Origin of the sequence: Mesorhizobium sp. M1E.F.Ca.ET.063.01.1.1 (genome assembly GCF_003998155.1) — a bacterium.
Lineage (GTDB): Bacteria > Pseudomonadota > Alphaproteobacteria > Rhizobiales > Rhizobiaceae > Mesorhizobium.
The window spans coordinates 1-21167 of record NZ_RZSC01000032.1 but is presented as its reverse complement, the minus strand read 5'-3'; the positions used below and the strand labels follow the sequence as shown (position 1 = coordinate 21167).

General features: G+C 60.7%; 23 protein-coding genes and 3 pseudogenes. 12 read left to right on the top strand and 14 right to left on the bottom strand.

Annotated elements, in window-relative coordinates; genetic code table 11:
- From EOA29_RS05065 to EOA29_RS05045, 5 genes are all read left to right on the top strand, one after another.
- Positions 1-435: FCD domain-containing protein (locus EOA29_RS05065; RefSeq protein ID WP_145969626.1), on the top strand; the 435-nt coding region annotated here is incomplete at its 5' end.
- A 44-nt stretch (positions 436-479) separates the two neighbouring features.
- The gene (locus tag EOA29_RS05060; protein WP_126090147.1) at positions 480-1454 is read left to right on the top strand and encodes a sialic acid TRAP transporter substrate-binding protein SiaP; all 975 of its coding nucleotides are present in this window, start codon (positions 480-482) and stop codon (positions 1452-1454) included.
- 83 nt (positions 1455-1537) lie between these two features.
- Positions 1538-2104 (top strand): TRAP transporter small permease, encoded by a 567-nt coding sequence (locus tag EOA29_RS05055; RefSeq protein WP_126090146.1) that lies wholly within the window; start codon positions 1538-1540, stop codon positions 2102-2104.
- Between the two features lie 4 nt (positions 2105-2108).
- A complete protein-coding gene (locus tag EOA29_RS05050) occupies positions 2109-3515 on the top strand; it encodes a TRAP transporter large permease (RefSeq protein WP_127220356.1) in 1407 nt (468 codons plus the stop codon).
- Positions 3512-4561, top strand: coding sequence for an L-idonate 5-dehydrogenase (locus tag EOA29_RS05045; RefSeq protein WP_127220354.1), 1050 nt, complete (start codon positions 3512-3514; stop codon positions 4559-4561). Before EOA29_RS05050 ends, EOA29_RS05045 begins: the two co-directional genes overlap by 4 nt.
- Positions 4562-4696: 135 nt before the next feature.
- Here the strand turns inward: EOA29_RS05045 and EOA29_RS05040 are convergent.
- The 4 genes and pseudogenes from EOA29_RS05040 to EOA29_RS43755 all read right to left on the bottom strand — a co-directional run.
- Positions 4697-4955: pseudogene (locus EOA29_RS05040) on the bottom strand (NmrA/HSCARG family protein); the annotation flags it as partial.
- Between the two features lie 256 nt (positions 4956-5211).
- Positions 5212-5433, bottom strand: a complete 222-nt coding sequence (locus EOA29_RS05030) for a hypothetical protein (RefSeq protein ID WP_126090143.1) — start codon at positions 5431-5433, stop codon at positions 5212-5214.
- A gap of 215 nt (positions 5434-5648) precedes the next feature.
- Positions 5649-6437 (bottom strand): exodeoxyribonuclease III, encoded by a 789-nt coding sequence (gene xth, locus EOA29_RS05025; RefSeq protein ID WP_126090142.1) that lies wholly within the window; start codon positions 6435-6437, stop codon positions 5649-5651.
- A 64-nt stretch (positions 6438-6501) separates the two neighbouring features.
- Complete coding sequence (locus EOA29_RS43755) at positions 6502-6624, bottom strand: hypothetical protein (RefSeq protein ID WP_281059638.1); 123 nt, start codon at positions 6622-6624, stop codon at positions 6502-6504.
- 250 nt (positions 6625-6874) lie between these two features.
- On the opposite strand from EOA29_RS43755, the gene EOA29_RS05015 reads away from it, so the two are divergent.
- Entirely contained in the window at positions 6875-7756 is an 882-nt protein-coding gene (locus tag EOA29_RS05015; RefSeq protein ID WP_127220352.1) for a hypothetical protein, read from the top strand.
- 356 nt (positions 7757-8112) lie between these two features.
- Positions 8113-8295 (top strand): hypothetical protein, encoded by a 183-nt coding sequence (locus EOA29_RS05010; protein WP_127220350.1) that lies wholly within the window; start codon positions 8113-8115, stop codon positions 8293-8295.
- Positions 8296-9129: 834 nt separating this feature from the next.
- Here EOA29_RS05010 and EOA29_RS05005 read toward each other — a convergent pair.
- From EOA29_RS05005 to EOA29_RS04990, 3 genes are all read right to left on the bottom strand, one after another.
- Positions 9130-9651 carry a ferritin-like domain-containing protein gene (locus EOA29_RS05005; RefSeq protein ID WP_126090138.1) on the bottom strand — a complete coding sequence of 174 codons (522 nt, stop codon included), beginning with the start codon at positions 9649-9651 and terminating at the stop codon, positions 9130-9132.
- A 507-nt stretch (positions 9652-10158) separates the two neighbouring features.
- Positions 10159-10680, bottom strand: a complete 522-nt coding sequence (locus EOA29_RS42805) for a hypothetical protein (protein WP_245468411.1) — start codon at positions 10678-10680, stop codon at positions 10159-10161.
- Between the two features lie 207 nt (positions 10681-10887).
- Positions 10888-11112, bottom strand: coding sequence for a hypothetical protein (locus EOA29_RS04990; RefSeq protein ID WP_126090137.1), 225 nt, complete (start codon positions 11110-11112; stop codon positions 10888-10890).
- A gap of 164 nt (positions 11113-11276) precedes the next feature.
- Between EOA29_RS04990 and EOA29_RS04985 the strand changes: the two genes are divergently transcribed.
- Positions 11277-11996: a Crp/Fnr family transcriptional regulator gene (locus EOA29_RS04985; RefSeq protein WP_126090136.1), complete on the top strand. Its 720-nt coding sequence runs from the start codon at positions 11277-11279 to the stop codon at positions 11994-11996.
- A 15-nt stretch (positions 11997-12011) separates the two neighbouring features.
- On the opposite strand, the gene EOA29_RS04980 is transcribed toward EOA29_RS04985, so the two are convergent.
- The gene (locus tag EOA29_RS04980; protein WP_126090135.1) at positions 12012-12311 is read right to left on the bottom strand and encodes a DUF982 domain-containing protein; all 300 of its coding nucleotides are present in this window, start codon (positions 12309-12311) and stop codon (positions 12012-12014) included.
- A gap of 6 nt (positions 12312-12317) precedes the next feature.
- Positions 12318-12677, bottom strand: coding sequence for a hypothetical protein (locus tag EOA29_RS04975; RefSeq protein WP_126090134.1), 360 nt, complete (start codon positions 12675-12677; stop codon positions 12318-12320).
- A 196-nt stretch (positions 12678-12873) separates the two neighbouring features.
- On the opposite strand from EOA29_RS04975, the gene EOA29_RS04970 reads away from it, so the two are divergent.
- From EOA29_RS04970 to EOA29_RS04955, 4 genes are all read left to right on the top strand, one after another.
- Positions 12874-13128 (top strand): hypothetical protein, encoded by a 255-nt coding sequence (locus tag EOA29_RS04970; RefSeq protein WP_189350357.1) that lies wholly within the window; start codon positions 12874-12876, stop codon positions 13126-13128.
- 7 nt (positions 13129-13135) lie between these two features.
- Complete coding sequence (locus EOA29_RS04965) at positions 13136-14239, top strand: flavodoxin family protein (RefSeq protein WP_126090133.1); 1104 nt, start codon at positions 13136-13138, stop codon at positions 14237-14239.
- A 31-nt stretch (positions 14240-14270) separates the two neighbouring features.
- On the top strand, positions 14271-15272 hold the full coding sequence (locus EOA29_RS04960) for a YihY/virulence factor BrkB family protein (protein WP_127220358.1): 1002 nt from the start codon (positions 14271-14273) through the stop codon (positions 15270-15272).
- A 362-nt stretch (positions 15273-15634) separates the two neighbouring features.
- Entirely contained in the window at positions 15635-16546 is a 912-nt protein-coding gene (locus tag EOA29_RS04955; RefSeq protein ID WP_127220348.1) for a hypothetical protein, read from the top strand.
- A gap of 69 nt (positions 16547-16615) precedes the next feature.
- Here EOA29_RS04955 and EOA29_RS04950 read toward each other — a convergent pair.
- The 5 genes and pseudogenes from EOA29_RS04950 to EOA29_RS42165 form a co-directional block, all read right to left on the bottom strand.
- Positions 16616-16785: pseudogene (locus EOA29_RS04950) on the bottom strand (low affinity iron permease family protein); the annotation flags it as partial.
- 524 nt (positions 16786-17309) lie between these two features.
- On the bottom strand, positions 17310-18152 hold the full coding sequence (locus EOA29_RS04945) for a PRC-barrel domain-containing protein (RefSeq protein WP_127220346.1): 843 nt from the start codon (positions 18150-18152) through the stop codon (positions 17310-17312).
- 880 nt (positions 18153-19032) lie between these two features.
- A complete protein-coding gene (locus EOA29_RS04935; RefSeq protein ID WP_126090128.1) occupies positions 19033-19308 on the bottom strand; it encodes a hypothetical protein in 276 nt (91 codons plus the stop codon).
- A gap of 269 nt (positions 19309-19577) precedes the next feature.
- Positions 19578-20402: a Ku protein gene (locus tag EOA29_RS04930; RefSeq protein WP_127220344.1), complete on the bottom strand. Its 825-nt coding sequence runs from the start codon at positions 20400-20402 to the stop codon at positions 19578-19580.
- Positions 20403-20949: 547 nt separating this feature from the next.
- Positions 20950-21167 (bottom strand): annotated as a pseudogene (locus EOA29_RS42165) (hypothetical protein); the annotation flags it as partial.

Here is a 21167-nt window from a genome sequence, read left to right as displayed (position 1 = left end):
GCCGAGGAAGCCGCCCAGCATGTGAAAGCCGAGCATATTCGCATCCTGGACAAGCTGCTCGGGCGGATGGACCGGCAGCGCCACCCGACCAGGACCACGATTTCACTCGACCGCGAGTTCCATACGGGCGTTGCGGCCATCCTCGGCAATGCCGTTCTCGTGCGCGTCGTCGGCGAATTGTTCGATCAGCGCATGAATCCCTATTTCGAGCGGCTTTCGAGCTATTTCGAGGATCGCACCACCTGGCAGGCGGCTTTGGAGGAGCACCGTGCGGTGCGCGACGCGCTCGCGGCGCACGACGCCAGCGGAGCGAAGGCCGCCATGCGGCACCATCTGCGGCTGTCGCAAGAGAGGTTTTCGCGCAATTTCGGCGAGGGGTCCGCTGTCGCGAAGACGGCGGGGAAGAAGGAACCGCCCATCATTCACACGGAATGACCGGGCGGCAGTTCGGACGATCATCACAGGGAGGAGATCTTGCCATGAAATTCCGATACGCAGCAGTTCTCGGCGCCATCGCCGCACTCGTCTTGCCGTTCTCGGCTGCATCGGCGCAGACCGTGTTGAAATGGGCGCATGTCTACGAAACGTCCGAACCGTTCCACACCGAATCCGTGTGGGCTGCGCAGGAGATAGAGAAGCGGACCAACGGCCGTTACAAGATCGACGTCTTCCCGGCCTCGCAGCTCGGCAAGGAAGCCGACATCAATCAGGGCCTGACGCTCGGCACGGTCGATATCATCATCTCGGGCTCCAGTTTCGCCGCGCGCGAATACCCGCCCATCGGCGTGACCTATTTCCCTTACACGTTCCGCAATGCCGATCATTTGCTCGCCTACACCAAGAGCGACATCTACAAGCAACTCACGAAGGGCTACGAGGAGGCCTCTGGCCACCACATCGTCGCGACCACCTATTACGGCACGCGCCAGACGACCTCCAACCGCCCGATTGAGAAGTGTTCCGACATGCAGGGGCTGAAGATGCGCGTTCCGGACGTGCCGGCCTATCTGGCCATGCCGCGGGCCTGCGGGGCCAACACCACGCCAATCGCCTTCGCGGAAGTTTATCTGGCGCTGCAGAACGGCACGGTCGAGGCGCAGGAGAATCCGCTTACCACGATCGAAGCCAAGAAGTTCTACGAGGTCCAGAAGAACATCGTGCTGACCGGCCACATCGTCGATCATCTCAACACGATCGTCTCGCAGTCGCGCTGGTCGCAGCTTTCGGACGAGGACAAGGCGATCTTCACCGAGGTCATGCAGGAGGCGGCCGCCCGGGCCACCAAGAAGATCGTCGAACGCGAGCAGAAGCTCGTCCAGTTCTTCAAGGGCAAGGGCTTGACGGTGACCGAAGTCGACAAGGCCGATTTCGAGAACGCCGTGATGGAGAAGGTGAAGTTCGAGGACTTCGGCTACCGCAAGGCGGACTGGGAGGCGATCCGCGCCGTCAAGTAGCCAGCCCAAGGGCCCGGCGCGGCAGGCGCCGGGCCCTTTCCCGACAGAAGCCAGAATAGTCCCGTTCCGCTGGAGCCGTACCGATGACGCAAGAGGTCCACACCCAGGTCACCGCCGAAGAACTCGCCCACTCCTTCGAGGAGGAGGCAGCGCCCGTCGATCTGTCCCGTTATGCCATCGAGGATTGGGTGACGCTGGCCGCTTTCTGGGGCATGGTGGTCTGCGTCTTCCTGCAGTTCTTCACCCGCTATGTCTTGAACAACAGCCTTGCCTGGACCGAGGAGGTCGCGATCAACTTTCTCGTGGTCGTCGTCTTCCTCGGCGCGGCAATGTGCGTGCGCCTGTCGCGCCATATCCATGTCGACGTGCTTTACCACTATCTGCCGGCGGCCGGCGGGCGCTTCCTCGCCCTCTTCGTCGACGTCGTCAGGATCGGCTTCTTCGGTTACATGTGCGTGCTGATGTGGCGATACGTGTCGATCGTGGCCCGGGAACGCATGACCACGATTGACCTGCCGCGTAACGTCTTTTTCTACGCGGTGCTCGCCGCTTTCGCCCTCATGCTCGTCCGGTCGATCCAGGTCTTCGCGGGAAATGTCAGACGCGGCTATTCCGTGCTGGAGCGCCCTGGGGCGTTCGACGGGATCTAGGCCCATGCTTCTTCTCATCGGCTCCTTTCTCGTCCTCATGCTCGTCGGCGCTCCGGTGGCGGTATCGATGGCGACGGCCTCGCTGCTCTACCTCGTGATCTATGGCGTCGCGCCCGACATCATCACCGCGCAGCGCATGATCGCCGGCGTCGAGAGCTTTCCGCTGCTCGCCGTCCCCTTCTTCATCCTGGCCGGCAATCTGATGAACATCGCCGGCGTGACGGGCCGCATCTACAGCTTCGCGCTGGCGCTCGTCGGCTGGATGAAGGGCGGCCTGGCGCAGGTCAACATCATCGGCTCCGTGATATTTTCCGGCATGTCGGGAACGGCGCTCGCGGACGCCGCCGGCATCGGAACGATCGAGATCAAGGCGATGAAGGACCATGGCTATCCGGTCGAGGCGGCGGTCGGCGTGACCGCCGCTTCCGCGACGCTCGGCCCGATCTTTCCGCCGTCGCTGCCCTTCGTGATCTATGGCATGATGGCGAACGTATCGATCGGCGCGCTGTTCATGGCCGGCATCCTTCCCGGCGTCGTGATGACCGCGTTGATGATGATCACCGTCGCGATCTTCGCGCATCGACGGGGCTGGGGCTCCGACACGCCTTTCGAATTGAGGCAATTGGCCGCCGCGTCGGGCGAAGTGCTGGTGGTGTCCTGCTTTCCCGTCGCGGTTTATTTGCTCATGCAGACGGGGTTCTCCATCAACGCCGCGGTCGGTCTGTCGCTCCTGGTTCTCATTGCGGCCGACTGGTATTTCGACTTCTCGGCCGTCATGGCGCTGATGACGCCGGTGATCCTGATCGGCGGCATGACGATGGGCTGGTTCACGCCCACGGAAGCGGCGATGGCCGCCGTCATCTGGTCGCTCTTCCTCGGCCTGGTCCGCTATCGCTCGATGACGTTCAGGACGCTGGCCAAAGCCAGCTTCGATACGATCGAGACGACCGCATCCGTCCTGTTCATCGTCACCGCGGCCTCGATCTTCGCGTGGCTGCTGACGGTCAGTCAGGCCGCGCAGGCCTTCTCCACCTTCGTGTTCGCGCTCACCGACAACAAATGGGTGTTCCTCATCCTCGTGAACATCCTCATGCTGCTCGTCGGATGTTTCCTCGACACCATCGCGGCGATCACCATCCTCGTGCCGATCCTGCTTCCGGTCGCCGCGGTCTACGGCATCGACCCGGTCCATTTCGGGTTGATCATGACGCTCAACCTGATGGTTGGCCTCTTGCACCCGCCGCTCGGCATGGTGCTGTTCGTGCTTTCGCGGGTCGCAGGCCTCTCGGTCGAACGCACGACGATGGCGATCCTGCCCTGGCTCGTGCCGCTGCTCGTCGCGCTGATCCTGATCACGTTCCTGCCGGCGATCACCTTGTGGCTGCCGATACAAATGGGGCTCGTTCGGTGAGCGCCACCACGGTCGCGGCGACGCTGTTCGGTCCCGGGGATCTGCGCCTCACGCAACGCGAGCTCAGCGCGCTGGCGCCCGGCATGGTGCGCGTGCGGTTCGGGGCCGGCGGCATTTGCGGATCCGACCTGCACTATTTCCGCCATGCCCGGACGGGCGACTTCGTCGTCACCTCGCCGCTGATCCTCGGCCACGAGGTCGCCGGCGAGGTCATCGAGGTCAATGGCGAAGCCGAGGGGCTGAAGGCCGGCGACCACGTAGCCGTCAATCCGTCGCGCTGGTGCGGGTCCTGTCCGCGCTGCCGCGAGGGCCGTCCCAATCTCTGCGACAACATCTACTTCATGGGCTCGGCCTCGAAGACACCGCACATGCAGGGCGGCTTTGCGCAGCTGTTCGACGCGACAGCGGCGCAATGCGTGAAAGTGCCGGCGGGTGTGTCCTTCGCCGCCGCGGCGCTCGCCGAGGCGCTGGCCGTCGGCCTGCACGGGGTGGCGCGGGCAGGCGATGTGAAGGGCGCGCATGTGGCGATCTTCGGCGCCGGGCCGATCGGCCTGCTCACCATGCTGGCAGCCAGGCTCGCCGGCGCCGGCGGAATCACCGTGATAGATATCGCGGCCGCACCGCTCGCTTTCGCCAAGACCTTCGGCGCGGATCGCGTCATCGACATTTCCGGCGGCACTGACGAGCTTTCTGCGGCGGCGAGCCGGGCTCCGTTCGACACCGTCTTCGAGATTTCCGGGACGGCGGCCGGGCTCGTATCGGCGATCCGCAACGTGCGCCGGGGCGGCACGATCGTCCAGGTCGGCAATCTGCCCGGCGGTCAGCTTCCGCTTCCCGCCAACACGGTCATGGCGAAGGAGCTCGATCTGAGGGGCACGTTCCGGTTCGGCGAGGAATTCCGCACGGCCGTCGATCTCATCGTCGCCGGCAAGGCCGACGTCGAGCGTCTCATCACCGCCAGGCGGCCGCTCGCGGCGGCGCCTGAAGCCTTCCGGCTTGCTCTCGATCGAAGCCGGAGCGTCAAGGTCGTGCTTACTGCCGACTGAAAGCCGCGAGAAGCTGCCACTCGGCGCAAGAGGCCGGCCGCTCAACCGCGACGTTGCAGGACAAAACGCTTCCTCGCATCCGCGCTGATGAAGAGCGGCCGAGGCACGCGAGCCTCGCAGATGCGCGTCGTGGCCTCAAGCGGCAGAAGACGTCCGTTCGAGCACGCTCCAGTCAGCACGCGCCCAGCGGACCTCCGGAAAATTCCTGTGCAATACGGCGATATCGACAGCCGGTCTTGCCAAACCATTCGAACATGAGCGCCGTATCCTCGGTTTGCTGGCGTGCCCGTTCTATCGGGATTTCTTGATAGGTGACCGGGCGGCCGATGGCTTGCGACAGGAATTTCGCCTGCTCTTCGCCGGACAGATCGTCCCCAGCGAAATCGAAACGCTCGGGCGGACCCTGGACCACTCGAAGGTTCCGAAGCCTGAGAAGGCGGAAGTGCTGGCAGCCTTCGCCGCACACAAGGGCGAGGTTACCGCCGGCTATGCAAAAAAGGGCTGACATGCGGCCGGCTAAGTGGAGGTGGACGACGGGCTTTCAATCGCAGAACTTAAAACTATTAGTGCCAGTCGCTGAAGACAGCGCATGATAGATTTCTGCCCCGCCACCGGGGTAAGGCCCGGCCTGTTATGCTCTAGTCCTCCGACTAACCCGACAGGCCGGGCACCGAGGGCTGTTGCTGATGTTTGTGGAGGACAGCCGGTCGCAACTGCTTGTGAGAGCGCTTTTGGCCCTGTGTGTCGGAGCCTCTTATGATCTCCATGGCCTCATCCGGCGTGAGGCCACATTTACGCGCATAGTAGTATGCTTCGGCCGTAAGTTCGTCCCCTTCGGCCTTTTCGATCGCATTCTTCTTCTTTTTGCCCATCGCGTTTTTTATAACCGATTTGTGATCAAAAGGTTGCTCCGACGTCAGTGCGGATCGAGCAGGGCGACATCGTCTACTGCTCGGTCATAAATCGCCGCTCTAGGGACCGGCCGATCGAATTCTCTTGTGGACCGGCGTGTGTCGTTGGATGAGAGGCGGTGCCTACGCCTTTGCAGCGGCGGATCACGGCAGCCTGCGGCTTTCGACCAAGAGCTCTATTCGCTCTTCCCGGGCCAAATCAATTCGATCCATGCCGGCGCGTGATCGCTTGGCTTTTCCCAACCGCGTACCGCAACATCGACGCCGGCGCCGCGCAGCCTGTTTGAAAGGGCGGGACTGACTAGAAGATGATCCATCCGCAGACCGGAGCTCCGGTCGTAACCGCCCCGGTAGGAAAAGTTCCAGTAGGTGTAGACGCCCTTCTCGGGGTGGATGTGCCGAACCGCATCCGTCCACCCCATCTCCAGAATGTCGGCGTAGGCCTGACGGCTCTGCGGGAAATATACCGCATCGCCCAGCCAGCGTGCCGGCACCGCAGCATCGATTGGCGTTGGCACCACGTTGTAGTCGCCGCAGAGGACCGTCTCTTCCTTGAGCAGTATCTGGGCATAGCTGATCAATCGCTGAAACCAGCTGAGCTTGTAGTCGAATCTCGGGCCGGGCGCCGGATTGCCGTTGGGCAGGTAGACGCAGCCGATCACCAGTCCGTGGACCTCGGCCTCGATGTAGCGACTGTGCGTATCGTCTGGGTCGCCGGGCAGACCGCGCCTGCGCTCCAGCGGCTTTTTCCCTCGCGCTAGAATTGCTACCCCGTTGTAAGACTTCTGGCCGTGCCAGATGGCGCCGTAACCCGCCTCCTTGATCGCATCGGCCGGAAATTTGTCATCGGATGTCTTGAGCTCCTGAAGGCAGACAATGTCGTACCGGGTTTCGCCGAGCCATCTGAGGAGAACCGGCAATCGTCCGTTGACGCCGTTTACGTTGAAGGTCGCGATTGTGGTCATGCGGTCACATCATCTTAGTCGATGATTTTTCCGAGCTGTCCCTGGGGATACTTGGCTTTGCTGCCTAGCTGTTCTCCTTGTACGTTTTGGCGGCCTCCTCAATCTTGCGCCAATCGGTTCCGTAGCGCCGCACAAGCTCCCGCGCCTGCGCCGGCGATATGTTTTGCGTTTCCACGATATGGTTCACTTCCGCCTCCTCGCCCTTCAGCGGACGCGAACGAGGCTTCTTGGGCCGGCCTGTCCCCGGTTCCTTCGCGGCTCGTCTGGGCATGAATCGATCCTCTCTGGATCCGGATTAACCGTCGAGCGCATGGAAAGTTTCCCCATGCTTCGCTCGTTGCGTGGTTTCGTCTGTCTGTATTCCTTGCCGCTGTGTGGTTTGAACCCAAACGGCTTGCACAGCGTTCTTTGTTAGCAGTGCTGCCAATAGCAAACCCATGGAAAAATCCGACGCCCTTGCCGCACCGCAGACAGCCGATGGTGCCGAAGCGCGCTTCCCGTATGATCGAACAACGGTTGAGCGGTTTCGGCGAGCATTCCCGCGCGCCAGGTGGAGCGACGAGCGCGGGGGTTGGTTCGTCCCGGGAAAGACGGCAGCGCGGCGGGTCGAGCGCTGGCTGGCGCATGAGGCGGCTTCGCGCGCGGCCCATGACGACAGCAAGGGAAGAGATGCCTTCGCCTTCGATCCACTGTCGAGCCGGTATCTGCAAGTCGCGGACGACTTGCTCATCCGCACACCTTATTCCAGGACCGTTCTCGAGGAGCTACGAGCTGTTCCATGGGCGAGTTGGGACGACGAACTGCGAGCCTGGAGGGTGCCTTTCCGCTCCTATGAGGAACTGCAGCGCCGTTGGCCAAGCATCGAAAGAGCCGCCCAACATGCCGAGCCTGAGGAGAGGAAACGGCGATGGGAAGCTAACAAACATTCGGGTGAATACAAGGCCGCTAAACTGCGTCATGCCGAGCGCAGGCGCCGTCGCTTTCCGCTTCCAGCCGAAGACCTGCCTCCGTTCGGCCGTGCCGTGGCGACGCAGCAATACGGCATCGTCGTCTTCACCGGGATTTCAGGTAAGCTCGCGGACGCCCCGGAATTGTCAGCGTTCTACCCCCAAATGACGGACGCGGCCGTCGACGATGTATGGGCTAGATGGCGACCACCGACCTTGACTGAACTGATCAAGACATGGCCAGCCCGGCGCCCTGCCGGATCGACCGAACGATCGAGAGGGTGGTGGCAGCCGACGCTTGACGAACTCAGGATCGCACGCCGAACGGCGAGAAGCTTGGAGCGAAGAAGGCAAAGGATTGCGTCGTTCTAGCCATTGGCTGGGAATCCACGCCGAACGGCGAAGCATGTCGTACGGGAATCCGGGATCCGTCGTGCGGACCCAGGCTTCGCATCCTGTGAAGTAGATCAGCTCGAGCGCGGCGCTCGGTTCCGTCTCCTGGTTGCAGGACTCTATGTAGGCAAGGCGCTCGATGAGCTAGGCGCCGCCCCGCAGTCCGGAATGGGATAGTTTGGCCGCTGAGATCATCACCGTCTTCGCGAAAGGTACTGGCACAATCGAGGAAATCAAGAAGGCGTTGATCAAGGGAACCCACATCGTAAATCGCTTTCCTCGATGTGCGGAACCAATTCGCTCGACCGAAGTTCTCGACCATTGGGGAAAATCCTATGGCAGAGAGCAAGCAAGAGCGCGGCGAACGCGTACAGGCTGAGAAGCAATTTCGTGTGCGGTTCCTGGTGCGCGAAACTGGCATCACTGAGGTGCAAGCGCGCGACCTTGTTGAGATGATTGGCATTGATGCGAACTCGCTCCTTCGCGAGGCGCGCCTTCTGGCGAGCAAGCAGAGCTAGTCCTCTGCATAGAGGATTTGACGGTTTCGACAGGGTTTAGGGTTGGCAGGCAGGCTATCGTCATTGCTAGTCGGCAACGAAGACTTGCAGATCCTGGACGACAGTGTTTCTCTGTAGAACGGGAGTCTCAATGCACTCGGCTGGGGGGAAGCCTGCGCAGTTCACAAAAGGGACTTTATGACGACAAAGCGGTTGAAAAAAACCCGCTGGCAGCTGCCGACGGGCGAGTGATAAAGCTGAAGGTACCTGGGTTGCGCTCGCCGGAGGACAACGTGCACAAGCAGGCACAGATGTAAGTGCGTAGCACGGGCATCTGTTCCCGCCCTCGCACGCCAGTCCCATGCAATGTGAGACTATTGTCGAGGTGCCAAACTCCTAGGTCTCGCGGACGAAACATATAACAGGCTATCGCATTGGATGCGGGACCGGCGAGCAATGAGTCCCTTCATCGTCGGTTGAGTGATGCCCGCCATATCCTGCGATGTGACGGGCATCCACCAAAGAACAGGGCCGGGCCGGACGAGCGACACTGTCGATATTCCGCGAGTTTTTGTGTGAGCATCCGGTATGAAAATGCCGAGCTGACATTGGAACCAAATTTGCTTTTTGGGCCCGACTGCACAGGTTACGGCGCTTAGCCTCTAAGAGATGCTTCAACCCCGAGCCGGGCTTTCTCACTCTTGGCGAAGGACTTTGCGTCCCCTGGACTGGCGGAATAGCCGCTAAGCGCTTTTCGCGCGAGGTCGATGAGAGTCGCGGCCCCGGCTGAAACGAACCGAGGCCGCCGCATAGCAGGCATGCCTTTGGAGTGCGAAGCGAGCCTGTGCAGACGCCTTATGCGGCTGCCTGCAAGGCGCGCTCGTTCGCACCACTTTCGCCGAGCTTGGTAAGCGCCTCGTCGGTAGCGGACTCTTCCTCGAGGGTCTCGCGCAGCAGCGGCAGGGCATCCTTCAGGCCCAACTGCTCCGCCCAGGCGATCAGCGTTCCATAGCGCGCGATCTCATAATGCTCGACCGACTGGGCGGCCGCCACAAGGCCCGCATCGAGTGCCGGCTGGTCTTCATATTCCTCGAGGATCTCCGAACCCTCTTCGAGAATGCCGTCGATCGCCGGACAAGTCTTACCCCTGGCGGCCTTGCCGAGCAACTCGAATACCTGTTCGAGTCGATCGACCTGGCCCTCGGTTTCCATACGATGCTTCTCGAAAGCAGCGCTCACTTCTTCGGATTGCGCCGCCTTAGCCAGTTTCGGCAATGTCTTCAGTATCTTTTTCTCTGCGTAGTAAATGTCCTTCAGGCCGTCGACGAAAAGGCTTTCGAGGCCGTTTGCCGCGCCGGTCGACTTTGTCCTTGGCATCGCTTTTCTCCGTTGCTCGGTTTGATTTCCAAATTGGGTGGTCCTTGAGGCAAGAAAAACGGCGCCTGCAATCGTAGACGCCGCTTCGAAGGTTTAAGACTGGCCGCTTTCGCGGCCGGCTTCCGAGGACGCTCGCGGTCTTCGGCGAAGTTGCCGCGGTCACCTCTGTGCCAGCCCATGTTGCGGTCCTCGGCTTGTTGCTGCCCGCAGCCGCGACGCTGATCCGGCTCGCGGTTTTTGTGGCTCTATTGGCCGGCCTTGACGTGCTGTCCGTGGCTTCCGCCTTGTCTGGGCATACCATTGCTCCACCTTCAGTTTGTGAATTGGTCCTAAGGGTGGACATAAGGAGGTTCGGCTCGCGGGATCGGGTCCTTGGAATTCGGCCTCCTCGAGTAATAATAATCACCGCGCGCAACTGATGTTCCTGGCGAAATAATTCGTGAACTCAGTGCCGCGCATCCAACCGCCAGGACTGGTATCCAGGTGCCCTAGTCCTTGACATCGGCATCAGACTGGCGACCCCGATTTTGGCCCTTTAGCGTCCTTCGAGCTTTCGGAGATCGCCGGACCGGCCCCGGACGTTTTCTCGATGGCGGGTCTGGGCGCCGTCCGGACGGGCGGGTTCTGTCCTTCGGTTTGACGTGTCTTGTCCTCTGTTTCGCCGGTAGCCCGCGTCAAACCGCCCGCCGGGCGTTCATTGGCGGCCGCATCCTGCGAGAAATCGTCGGTCGGATCGGGACCTGTTCTTGCCGGATATTTCCGCGCGCCAGTTTCGTATTCGGTTTTTCCTCGTGCCATGATGTTTCCCCGTGCTTCTCCGGATGAAAACCGCGTTCGAAGGGCTAGGTTCCCCGCCGGCTGGTCGAGGCGATTGTCCCGTAGCGATGCCCTGGAACTGCGCTTGCGCATGCGTGCCGATTGCGTGATGGTGTGCATCATGACCGCCAGTTTCTGGACCACAAATTGGAGTGCCTTTTGTGGCATCATCTGCCTGCAGATTCCGGCCGATGCGCAGCCTGCAACTCCCATCAGCTGCACCTAATGCGGCAAATATCTTGGCACATGGGATGAGCTTCAGACTGACTTCGAAAGCCAAGGGCGGGGCCGATGGAGTGTTTCGTCTGGACAAGGGAGGTATCCAGAAGCTCGGTAGCCGATAGGAGGCTCAGGAGCTATCGGCGTATCAGCTAGCCTTCCCAGCCGCGAGGATCGTTCGCCCGGCTGCCATGGCGTTGGTCATGTCCATGCAGGGTCGAGGGTGAGGGACGCCTCGAAGGTCTGCTCGCTTTTCTCATTCCAGATCCTGACGGTGATCTTCAGTTGATTGCCAACCGTCATCTCGTCGCCGGCCACATCGTGCAATATCCGCAGTGCTTCCCCGCCTGCGCGTTCGCGGGACGAAAAGAGCTGTCCCTCGCGGTCCAACTGAGTATGATCGGTATTGTGCAGGTCACATTCCATCGGCAAGCACCCCCGGCGCCTCGACTTTCAATTCCTGTCCGCCGCCATGGTTCCATGCGGCTAATGTCAAGGAGGTTCGGCTGAAGCGGCGTCACCATAAAGGTAGCCGCGAATGATCCCGAAAGTTGGAGATGCAGTTTAATTCGGCGGATGGGAAGCTACGGATGCTCGAGGCACTGTACCTGAACCTTGGTCAGCACGACCTGCTCTCCGACGCCGAGAAGACGCGGTTGGCCAGCGCGATGTCGACCGAGAAATACTTCGTCACGGGTGAGGACATTGTACCGATCGGTTCGAGACCGATTTTCAGCACGTTGATCGTCGACGGCTTCGCTGCGCGCTATAAGGTGCTGGAAAATGGCGGGCGTCAGTTCACCGCTTTGCATGTGGCCGGCGATTTCGTCGATCTGCATGCCTTTCTCCTAAAGACGATGGACCATGGCATCGTCGCGCTCTCGCCCTGCCACGTCGTCGCGATTGAGCACAACAAGCTGCGCGCGATAACCGAGCAGGCGCCGCATCTCACCAGGCTCTTGTGGCTGAACACGCTTGTCGACGGCGCCATCCACCGCGAATGGATCGTGGCCATGGGGCGCCGCTCCAAGACGTCGCATCTGGCGCATCTCATCTGCGAGCTGTTCGTAAGGCTTCAAGTCGTGAAGAAGACGCGCGACATGAGCTTCCATCTGCCGCTGTCGCAGGCCGAGCTCGCCGATGTACTCGGCCTTTCAGTCGTCCACATGAACAGGGTCATCGGCACGCTGCGGCGCATGAACGTGATCAATTGGACAAGCCATCTCATCACGATCCTGGATTGGGCGAGGCTTGTAGAGATCGCGGAGTTCGACCCGACCTATCTCAGCATGAACCGCGAGCCCAGATGAGCCAGCTGACGGCACTCATCTGGGATGAGTTTTGTTGTTCGACCATAGCTCGTCGAGCATGGTAAGCGCCGCACTCGGATCGGCGGGTTTCAGCATGCCTTGTTCCGCGGCCGCCTTCTTGAACGCGGCGAAAGCGATTGCCGGGCGGCAGATACCGTTGGCCGCGTCGTTCACGAGCTGCACCGCCTTGAGATAGGCCGGCGCGTCCTTGTTTTTCCATGTCCCGCCAAGCGCCTTTTTCACGTCGGCGATCGATGCGACCACCATCGTGCCGCCGTTCACGAATCGGATGGTCAGAGGCAAAAACCTGCTCATGCGTCTTCACCACCCGAGCCATTCGTGCGTGCGCCAGGCGAGGCCGATGAAGGGCGCCGAGATAAGAACCACCGCTGACAGAACGATAAGGGGATTGTTCATCCGAAGGGATTTCATTTTACCACCATAAAGATTTGGATCGCCATAAAACGAAGATGGCACCGGCCGGTTGCATCCGATCGGTTGACGGAGAGCCACATGTTGATCGCTGGCTCGGCGGACTGTGCCGGATGATATGGCGGTCGCGGCCTCGGAGGCACATCGGCCAGCAACGCGCGGCTCTGCCTCGGAGGGCGAGGTTAAAACGTTAGCACGTCGGCATAGCAATGCGGCCGACAGCATAGCAATCAGATTTCGAACATCCATGGGACTCCTCCTGAAGAGTCCCCCAACCTAGTATGAATAACACTGCGGACCGGCCGACCGCATTTAACTTTGATGTAGGTGGGGCATCGTCGTCAGCCGCCTGGATTGGATCGATCCGGCGCTGAGCGGCTGGTTTCAAGAAAGCCAAACCTTTTCCTCCGGAGTGCGTTGTTCTTCGTGACCGAAGGAGCAAACGATGCCGACAAAACGCGCCACGCCGTCGAAATCCGACACCGAGTATGCGGCGAGCCGGCAGCGCAGCGTGCAGCGCAAGGTCGATGCCACCGACCGCGCAAGGCCAAACCGCAAACCCAAACCGCAAGCCCCGATGCAGGCGGGCGCCAGGCAATATCCGGTGCCGCCCTTTCCAAAGCCGCACTCGAGGGCACCAAGGAACTGGTCGATTAACGGCAGCCGGCTTCTTGTCCTGGCCCGCTGCAATTCGGCGTAGGCAACGCATGGCAAAGAACGCAGATTTCAGCAAGGCCGGCCCCGAGCCGCGCAAAGGCATGCCGAGCCCGCGGCTCGGCGAAAGCGAATTCAAGGGACGCTACTTGAAACAGTTCTACGATCCGACCTTCCGGCCGGAGGCGGATGCCATCGACAGGCTGGCCGAGATCGCCTGGCAGGCCTACAGCGAAGGGCGCAAGTCTCCGATCACCAGAAAGGCGGGGGAGGGTTTTCGCGATCCCGACTACGATCTTTCAGTCGAATGGATCGCCGCGCATGAGGCGGTCGGAGCGGCGCAGCGCCGTTACGAGGACAGGTCCGCTCCATCCCGCATCCTGCTTATCAACGGCTCGTCGCGCAGCGAACACACCTGTCCTGGCGAAATGTCGAAAAGCTTCCGTCTTGTGGAGCTGGCGCGTAGCGCTATCGCGGCCAGGCCGGGCTTCTCGACCGAGGTTCTCGACCTCGCGCGGCTCGCCTCCGAATACGGCCGCAGGATTTATCCCTGCAAGGCCTGCTTCTCGACGGCGGCCGCGCTCTGCCACTGGCCGTGTTCCTGCTACCCCAATCATTCACTCGGCCAGGTCAATGACTGGATGAACGAGATCTATCCGCTATGGGTCGAGGCGCATGGCGTCATGATCGTCACGCCGGTTAACTGGTACCATACCTCCTCGCCGGTGAAGCTGATGATGGACCGCCTGGTCTGCGCTGATGGCGGCAATCCCGATCCTTCGCTGACCCAGGGCAAGGACGCCGCGCTCGCCAAGAAGGCCGAGCTTGCCGGTTGGGACTATCCGCGCCATCTCGCCGGCCGCCTGTTCTCCGTCATCGTGCATGGCGACACCGAAGGCGCCGGGAGCGTGCGTCACAGCCTTGCTGACTGGCTGCGCTCGATGAAGCTCGATCCGGTTGGCGAGGCGGCGGAGCTTGACCGTTACATTGGCTACTGGAAGCCCTATGCGACGAGCCACGACGAGCTCGACGCCGACCACGCTGTGCAGACGGAGGTTTGCAACGCCGCGCTGGCGCTTGCTGAGGCCGTCGAAAAACGCCGGGCCGGATCATTCCAGACCACCGCAACCGGGCTTGAGGATCCGCGCCCGAAATAGCCAGCGGGAGAATAGGCCGACGGTGAGAGATATGCAGCGCTGGTTCGAAGAAGCCTGGGTTCTGCTGAAAGAGAGCGTCGCCGGCTACCTCAACGACAATGTGCTGAGCCATGGCGCGGCGATGGCGTTCTACGCCACGACGTCGCTGGCGCCGATCCTGCTGATCGTCGTGGCGATCGCCGGCATCGTCGTCGGCAACGAAGCCGCCCAGCTCGCGCTCTCGGCCGAGTTCGCGGGCGTGATGGGACCGCAGAGCGCCGATCTGCTCAAGGCGACGATCGAGACCGCCGCGCATCGCGAGTCCAGCACGCTGGCCACCTTCATCGGGCTAATGGCGCTCCTTGTCACCGCGTCGGGCGTCTTCGGCGAGATGCAGCAGTCGCTGAACGAGATCTGGAAGGTCGAGCCGAGCGACATGTCGCTGTCACGCCTGGTACGGGCGAGGGCGGCGAGCCTCGGCTTGGTGGCAGCCCTTGGTTTCATGCTTCTGGTGTCGCTCGCCGCGAGTACGGCGATCTCGGCGCTGAGCGAGTATATCAACGAGCGCCTGCCATTCGGCGAGCTGATCGTCAGCGCCATCAACACCGTCGTGTCTTTCGTGCTGATCGCGCTGCTCTTCGCCGCGATCTACAAGGTCCTGCCGGACCGCACGCTGAAATGGCGCGACGTCGCGGTTGGCTCAGTCGTCACCGCGCTGCTCTTCACCATCGGCAAATCGCTGATCGGCTGGTATATCGGCACCAGCGCCATCGCGACGTCCTACGGTGCCGCCGGCGCGCTGATGGTCGTGCTGCTGTGGGTCTACTATTCGGCCCAGATATTCCTCTTCGGCGCCGAGATCACCCGCGCCTATTCGGTGCGGAGCGGCAGCCGGCCGGACCTTGCGCCCGTGGTAGCGGCGGCCGCCAGTAATACGGAGAGATCAGCCGGTTCATCCAAGCCAGGCGTGTCGGATGGCGAGGTCGCCATTTGGATCGTCGTCAGCAGTCTGATCACCGTGCTTGTCCTGGAATTCTGGCAGCGGAGGCGCTGAGCAACCCGTCCCAGCCGCTTAACTTGAGGTCATCGGTCCTTAAGGTGGAACTAATACACCACTTTGAAGTTTGGCCTTCCAGCGGCACCGACTTTAGAAGCCGAGGCCGGCGATATTCGATCAGCCCGCGCTCCTGCCAGGCAGGCGCGAAGGCGAAGCCATCTCTATAGACAAATAAATCGGTCCACCTCATTCTGAATTTCAATCAATAAACCTCTGGAACGAAAGCCAGTTCCGGGAATTGGTATTTCGTCTCAGAAATATAGGAGGTTGCTATGGGACGCGGTATATTGCTTTGGCTGCTCGGAGTTCCGATTCCGATCATCATCCTGCTCTTGTTGTTCGCACGGTAGGAGCTTCACATGAACTCCGCAGTTACCGAGGTGGAAGTTTCCGGCAAAAAGGAATCTTCGTCATCCGCCGTGAGCTGGGGCCCGATCATCGCGGGTGCTTTCGCGGCATCGACCCTGACAGTGGTCCTGATGTTAGTCGGCTCCGGACTTGGGCTGACCATGGTTTCACCCTGGACCGGCGCAAGCGCATCGGCGGTTACTTTCGCGGTTTCGGCCGCGGTTTGGCTGGTCGTCGTGCAGTGGCTGTCGGCCGGATTGGGCGGCTATCTCACCGGCCGCCTCCGGGCAAAATGGGTCGGCATTCACGACGATGAAGTCACCTTCCGCGACACCGCGCACGGGTTCCTTGCCTGGGCGCTGGCAACGTTGCTTGTCGCCGGTGTTTTTGGCTCTGCTTTGTCGGCGACGATCGGCGCCGGTGTGCAGGCCGCGTCCAACGTTGCGTCGGGTGCGGCGGCGGGTGCTACGTCCGCGGCCGCGAGTGCCGCGACGGGTCCGACCGACAACAACAGCGTGGGTTATTTCGTCGATACGCTGTTCCGTCCGCCTGATGCCGGCGCCACGGCGACGGCCGGGCAGAACGACGCCGTCGCCACCGCCCAGGCATCGCGCATCCTAGTGGCGAGCGCCGCCAGAGGCGAAGTCTCGACCGACGATAAGGCCTATCTTGCGAAACTGGTCGCATCCCGCACCGGACTTTCGGAGGCCGACGCCGCCAAGCGCGTAGATACCGTGCTCGCGGCCGTCGACGATGCCAAGAACAAGGCGAAGGCGGCCGCGGATACGGCCAGGAAGGCAAGTGCCACTTTCGCGCTGGTCGGCGCTCTGTCGATGATCGTGGGCGCTTTCATCGCTAGTGTCGCGGCAGCGCTTGGTGGCAAGCAACGTGATGAAGACGAGGCACTGTTCGTTCGCGGCTGAGCTGACAGCCTCACTCGTAATCTTACCGCCCCTGAGCGGTTTGGTTTGATTGAAAAACCGAACCGCCCCTGTGAGATGCTCGATACCGTTGAAGGCGTTCTTGGCATGGCCCGAACGGATCAGCTCGTCGAGCTTGGCCTGGACGGCGGCGCATCGCGGTTCTGCGTGTTCTGGAACAGGAACACCATCACGACGGTGATGATCGTGGTGCCGGTGTTGATGACGAGTTGCCAGGTCTCACGCCGAGGAAAAAACGGCTTTGAACGACGCGGCGGTTCGGTGCCGTTCTCTGGCACTAGCCTGTGCTTTAGCTTATGCCCCATCGGCGAACTGATCTAGTTTGGACACGTTCGCAGTTCCAGTCTCAGCTCAGTACCAGGCAGCGATCAGAAACTTAGAATTAGGGACAGCGGGATGGCGGAGCCAGCAGACTTCAAGAAGGCTTCCGTGCTAAGGCACGCGTGACCTCACCAACGCGCCGGTAAAGTTGCTGCCGTCGGCGTGAAACCACAGGGCCGGCAAGGTCAATCCACCGCGCGAGATCGGCCGCACACTGCTGGCGAGCCGCGGACCCGACCGGCCATCGGTCAATCCAAGGACTTCGCACCTGTTTCGGGCTTCCAGAGAGGTCACCGGAGGCCGAGGAAGCTCAGTATGGCTATTATGATGACTATTGCTCCTACGAGCCAGATAAGATTGTTCATGGTCGCTCTCCCTATGTTGAGCAACGCCCGCGTCGCACCGGCGCGGGCGCATTTCGACCTCACTGCTTGACAATGATGCGCTGCTTGTCGCGGTTCTGAGCGTAGGTGCCCTTGTCGTAGGCCGTTTGTGCCTCCAACTGGTCCTTGGTGAAATTCGTGTAGAGATAGCGGTTGCCGTTTTTGTCGTTCATGAACTTGAGGTTCTCCATGCCGACGGCGACCTTCTTTTCGCCAATGCCGAGAAAGCCGCCGACGTCCACGATGATGGCATCGACCTTCTTGTCGCCGGTCAGGATGACGTCGCCGATTTCGCCGACTTTCGCATCGTCCGCGCCATAGACATTGGTGCCGATCAGATTTGCCGCGCTGATCTTGTCGGACGGCATCGTGGTTAGCGTCGATTTGTCGATAGAGGCCGTCGCGGTCTGGTCGGTCTTGGCAGGAGCCGTTTGATTGGCTGTATTGGTGGCGGGTTGGGTGTTGGCGGTATCATAGGCCTTGGTGTCGAAGTTAGGCTGAGCCTGAAGCTCTTCCTTCGTGGTTTTGGCGACGAGCCAGCGCTCGCCTTTCTTGTTGACCCATTCGATCTTGCTGAAATCATAGGCGACATTTTTCTCGCCGACACCGAGGAATCCCCCGACCCCGATGACGATCAATTTGGCTTTGCCGTCCTTGTCGAGGACAATGTCGTTGACGTCCCCGATCTTCGTCGCGTCATCGGCCGTGCTGTCATAGACAGCTGCGCCCATAATCTTGGACACGAGGCTTCCATCGGTCACGGGCGCGACGACCGCGGCTTGGGAAGTGGGCTTGGTCTTGTCCTCTGCGTAAGCTTGGGCGGTGCAGAGCGCAGTCGACAGCAGCGCAGCGGTCGCTCCGGTCACCAATATTTTCCGGATCATCGTAGATTTCCTTATGAGTTGCCTGGTTGATGGAACGCCGTTTTGTTTGCCGGCGTCACTTTCGACCAACGGCGGCGATTGCCTTACGTTCCGCGTCTGGGCACACGGTCCCAGTCGGAATAGACCGAAGTCCCAGCGGGGCGCTCAGGTGGCCCGTCGGAGCGCTTGAGCGCACTGCCTTGCCCGGCCAAGCGATCCTGCAAGCCATGTCGAAATCAGCGCTTTTTCGTGGTGGCTCGCCAACAGCGATGCTGGCTAAGGCTCTGCTTCAAGCAGGCGCCGCTCCGAATCGGGAGATGGGTGCTTTAATGCAATCCGCAATTTGTAGACTCCGGCGATGCATCGGCAGCTAGTGACTCCGTCCAGGCTAAAGGAGGGAGATGCCCGCGAACCGGGAGGAAAACGATGTCTGTCCAAGAAAAAGACTATCGAACGAACAGAGCCGACTATGCGGTCGCCTCAATGCAAGGGCGATCGGCCGCTGATGACGATCGCCATGAGACACTGGAAAGCAAGAAATCTCTGTGGCTAAGAGATCGGCGAATCGCTCGATTGGCTGCAAATCCGTGTGAAAGCTTGCCACCAAGAGCCAGGCCCCAGCGCGGGAATTAGGTCGTTGGTGCTTCGTTAGTCTGTGCCGTGTCTCGCCCCCCGAGCCCTACCTAGTCAGGTCTGGCGTGTGCTGGCCTAGCCCACCAGCCTTGCCGGACCGCTAGCACTTGGCCTTGAATCCGTAACGTCAGGACCCTTCGTTCGCATGACGGAATGCTCTCCCGAGAGCTGATATAACCCGGCCAGCCGGTGTGCGGTTTGTTTTGAGTTCCAGCCACCGGTCGGCCCGGTGGGTCTTCCTGAGCTGGCTTGCCGGGCCGCTCCCGCTTCAAGGACAAAGCGTCCAGCCTTTGCGCTTGCCCGGCGTCACCGCATGGTTGGTGAAATGCAGGTTGCGGTCATCGCGGCCGGCGTCGCGGCATTCATGGCAATAGAGCACCTTGAGCAGGTCATAGTGCATGCACGACTGGTCCGGCCCGAGCCGGCGCACCAATTCTGCAACGTCAAGGATCGCATGACGCCGGCAAGTGAGGCAGTCGACCGACATGCCCGTGCCGGCTTCGAGCTTCTTGCCGAGCGTGTCTTCTGTGAAGGGGAATTTCATCGTCTAAGGGCGATCCTCGTGAGATGGGTCGCCGCACCAAAAAGGATGATATTCCTAATTCGGCACTTTGCCAAGGTTGCCTTGCATACGCATCGGAAGCGAACCGGATACCCGGCCTGTCGGGGAAGTCGAGGGGCGACTTGGGCGTACAGGCCAGGCCTTACCCCGGTCTCGGACCCGGGGCAGATGCATATTATGCGCTACCTTGAAGCGCCCGGCATTAACAACGTTAGGCTTAGCTAATAAAAAGCCCCGCCGCCGGAGGACAGTCACGCCGACTTGCGGCCGGCCTTTGCTTTGTGCTGTCGCTTGATGCCTTCTTTCTCCAGGCTCTGGCGAAGCACTGAAGCGAGATCGACGACGTTCTCTTTTGGCTGTGGCACGGGTTTTGGCGCCTTCTTGCCCTTGCGCTTGGCATCGATCATGGCAATCAGCGCGTCTTCATAGGTGTCCTCAAATTTCGACGGATCGAACTTGGTCACTTTCTTGTCTATCAGAAGGCTGGCAATTTCGAGCAAATCCTCATCGTATTTCGGGCTTTTCAGATCGTCGAAAACGCTGCTCTCGGAAACCATCTCGTTGGGGGTACGCAGCTCGGTCAGAAGCATTCCCTTTCCGAAGGGCTGGATGACCACTTCTCGACCGCGTTGGTAGAGGACGACGCAAGACCGGGCCGCGACGCGCTTCCTCTTCATTGCCTCACGGAGCACTGTGAAGGCCTCGACCGCAGCTCCGTCGGCCGGAATGACATAATAGGGTTTTTCGAGATAGCGAGTGTCGATGTCGTCAAGGGCGACGAACTCGCTCACCTCAAGCGTGTGTTGCGAGGTCAACTTCAACTTCTTGATCTCGTCGGGCTCGATCTCGATGAAGTCGCCCTTTTCGGCCTCGTAGCCTTTGATCTGGTCTTCCGACGGGACAACATCGCCGGTCTCTTCATCGACGTAGGCGCTCTTGACCGGCAGACCGCCCTCCCGGTTGAGGATCTTGAAATGGACCTTTCCGGCCTCGCTGGTCGCCCCTACGAGCTTAACGCCGCAAGAAACCGAACCGACCTTCAGAAAACCTTTCCAAACCGCTCGTGGGGCCGCCATGTTCCAATCCCGTGATCATCCGATCAACAGGAACACCTGGCGCCGAGCGTGGTTCCAGCCGTCGAGTTTTCTTCCAAAAGTCCTTCAGCAGGCGTGGAGTCGGCAGGACAAGGCGTCGTCGGTTGCGTAGGCTGAATAGCCCGGCCTGCTTATCTTTGGATGACACAGGATTCGCAGGACCGGGCTACCCAGCGAGGCCAGGTTTGCTAGCCTACCTTTCAAGCTCTAGGGAAAGCTGATCTGGGTCGACTATGCCCTGTTGGAAAAGGTCCATTACCTTCACCGCTATTCGTTCGCGGTCAACCATGCACGCGAGCTTATGCTTCGCGCAGTAGTCGGTGACAGCTTTTGCAAGGATTGCGAGCTGGGCGGAGTCCGCCACACAATATGCCGGCATGCTTGTCTTCCCAAAAGCATGATAGCCGCTCCCAAGCGCCCGCGTGCCTCTACCCGGTACGGACGACCCGCGTATCATCGACTCAAATGTGACTGCTACGAGTCAATTCGAGGTGCAATTGACATGGGCCTAATCGGAGTGCCGGGACCATCAGGTTTGCTCCCGGAAATCCTTGAGCGAGGCGTGGCGAAGCTTCTCCTCGCCCTTCAAGAACTTCACCCGACCGACTAAGGCCTGTGGGGATTGAACGAAGCCGCTAACGCGGCATTTGGCGGATCGGTTTGCGGGTGACGCTTCTGTTTTGAAGGATTGTGGCTGTTGAAGCGCAATCTCGAGAACAGGAGCAATGAGATGGTCGAGTTGAGCCC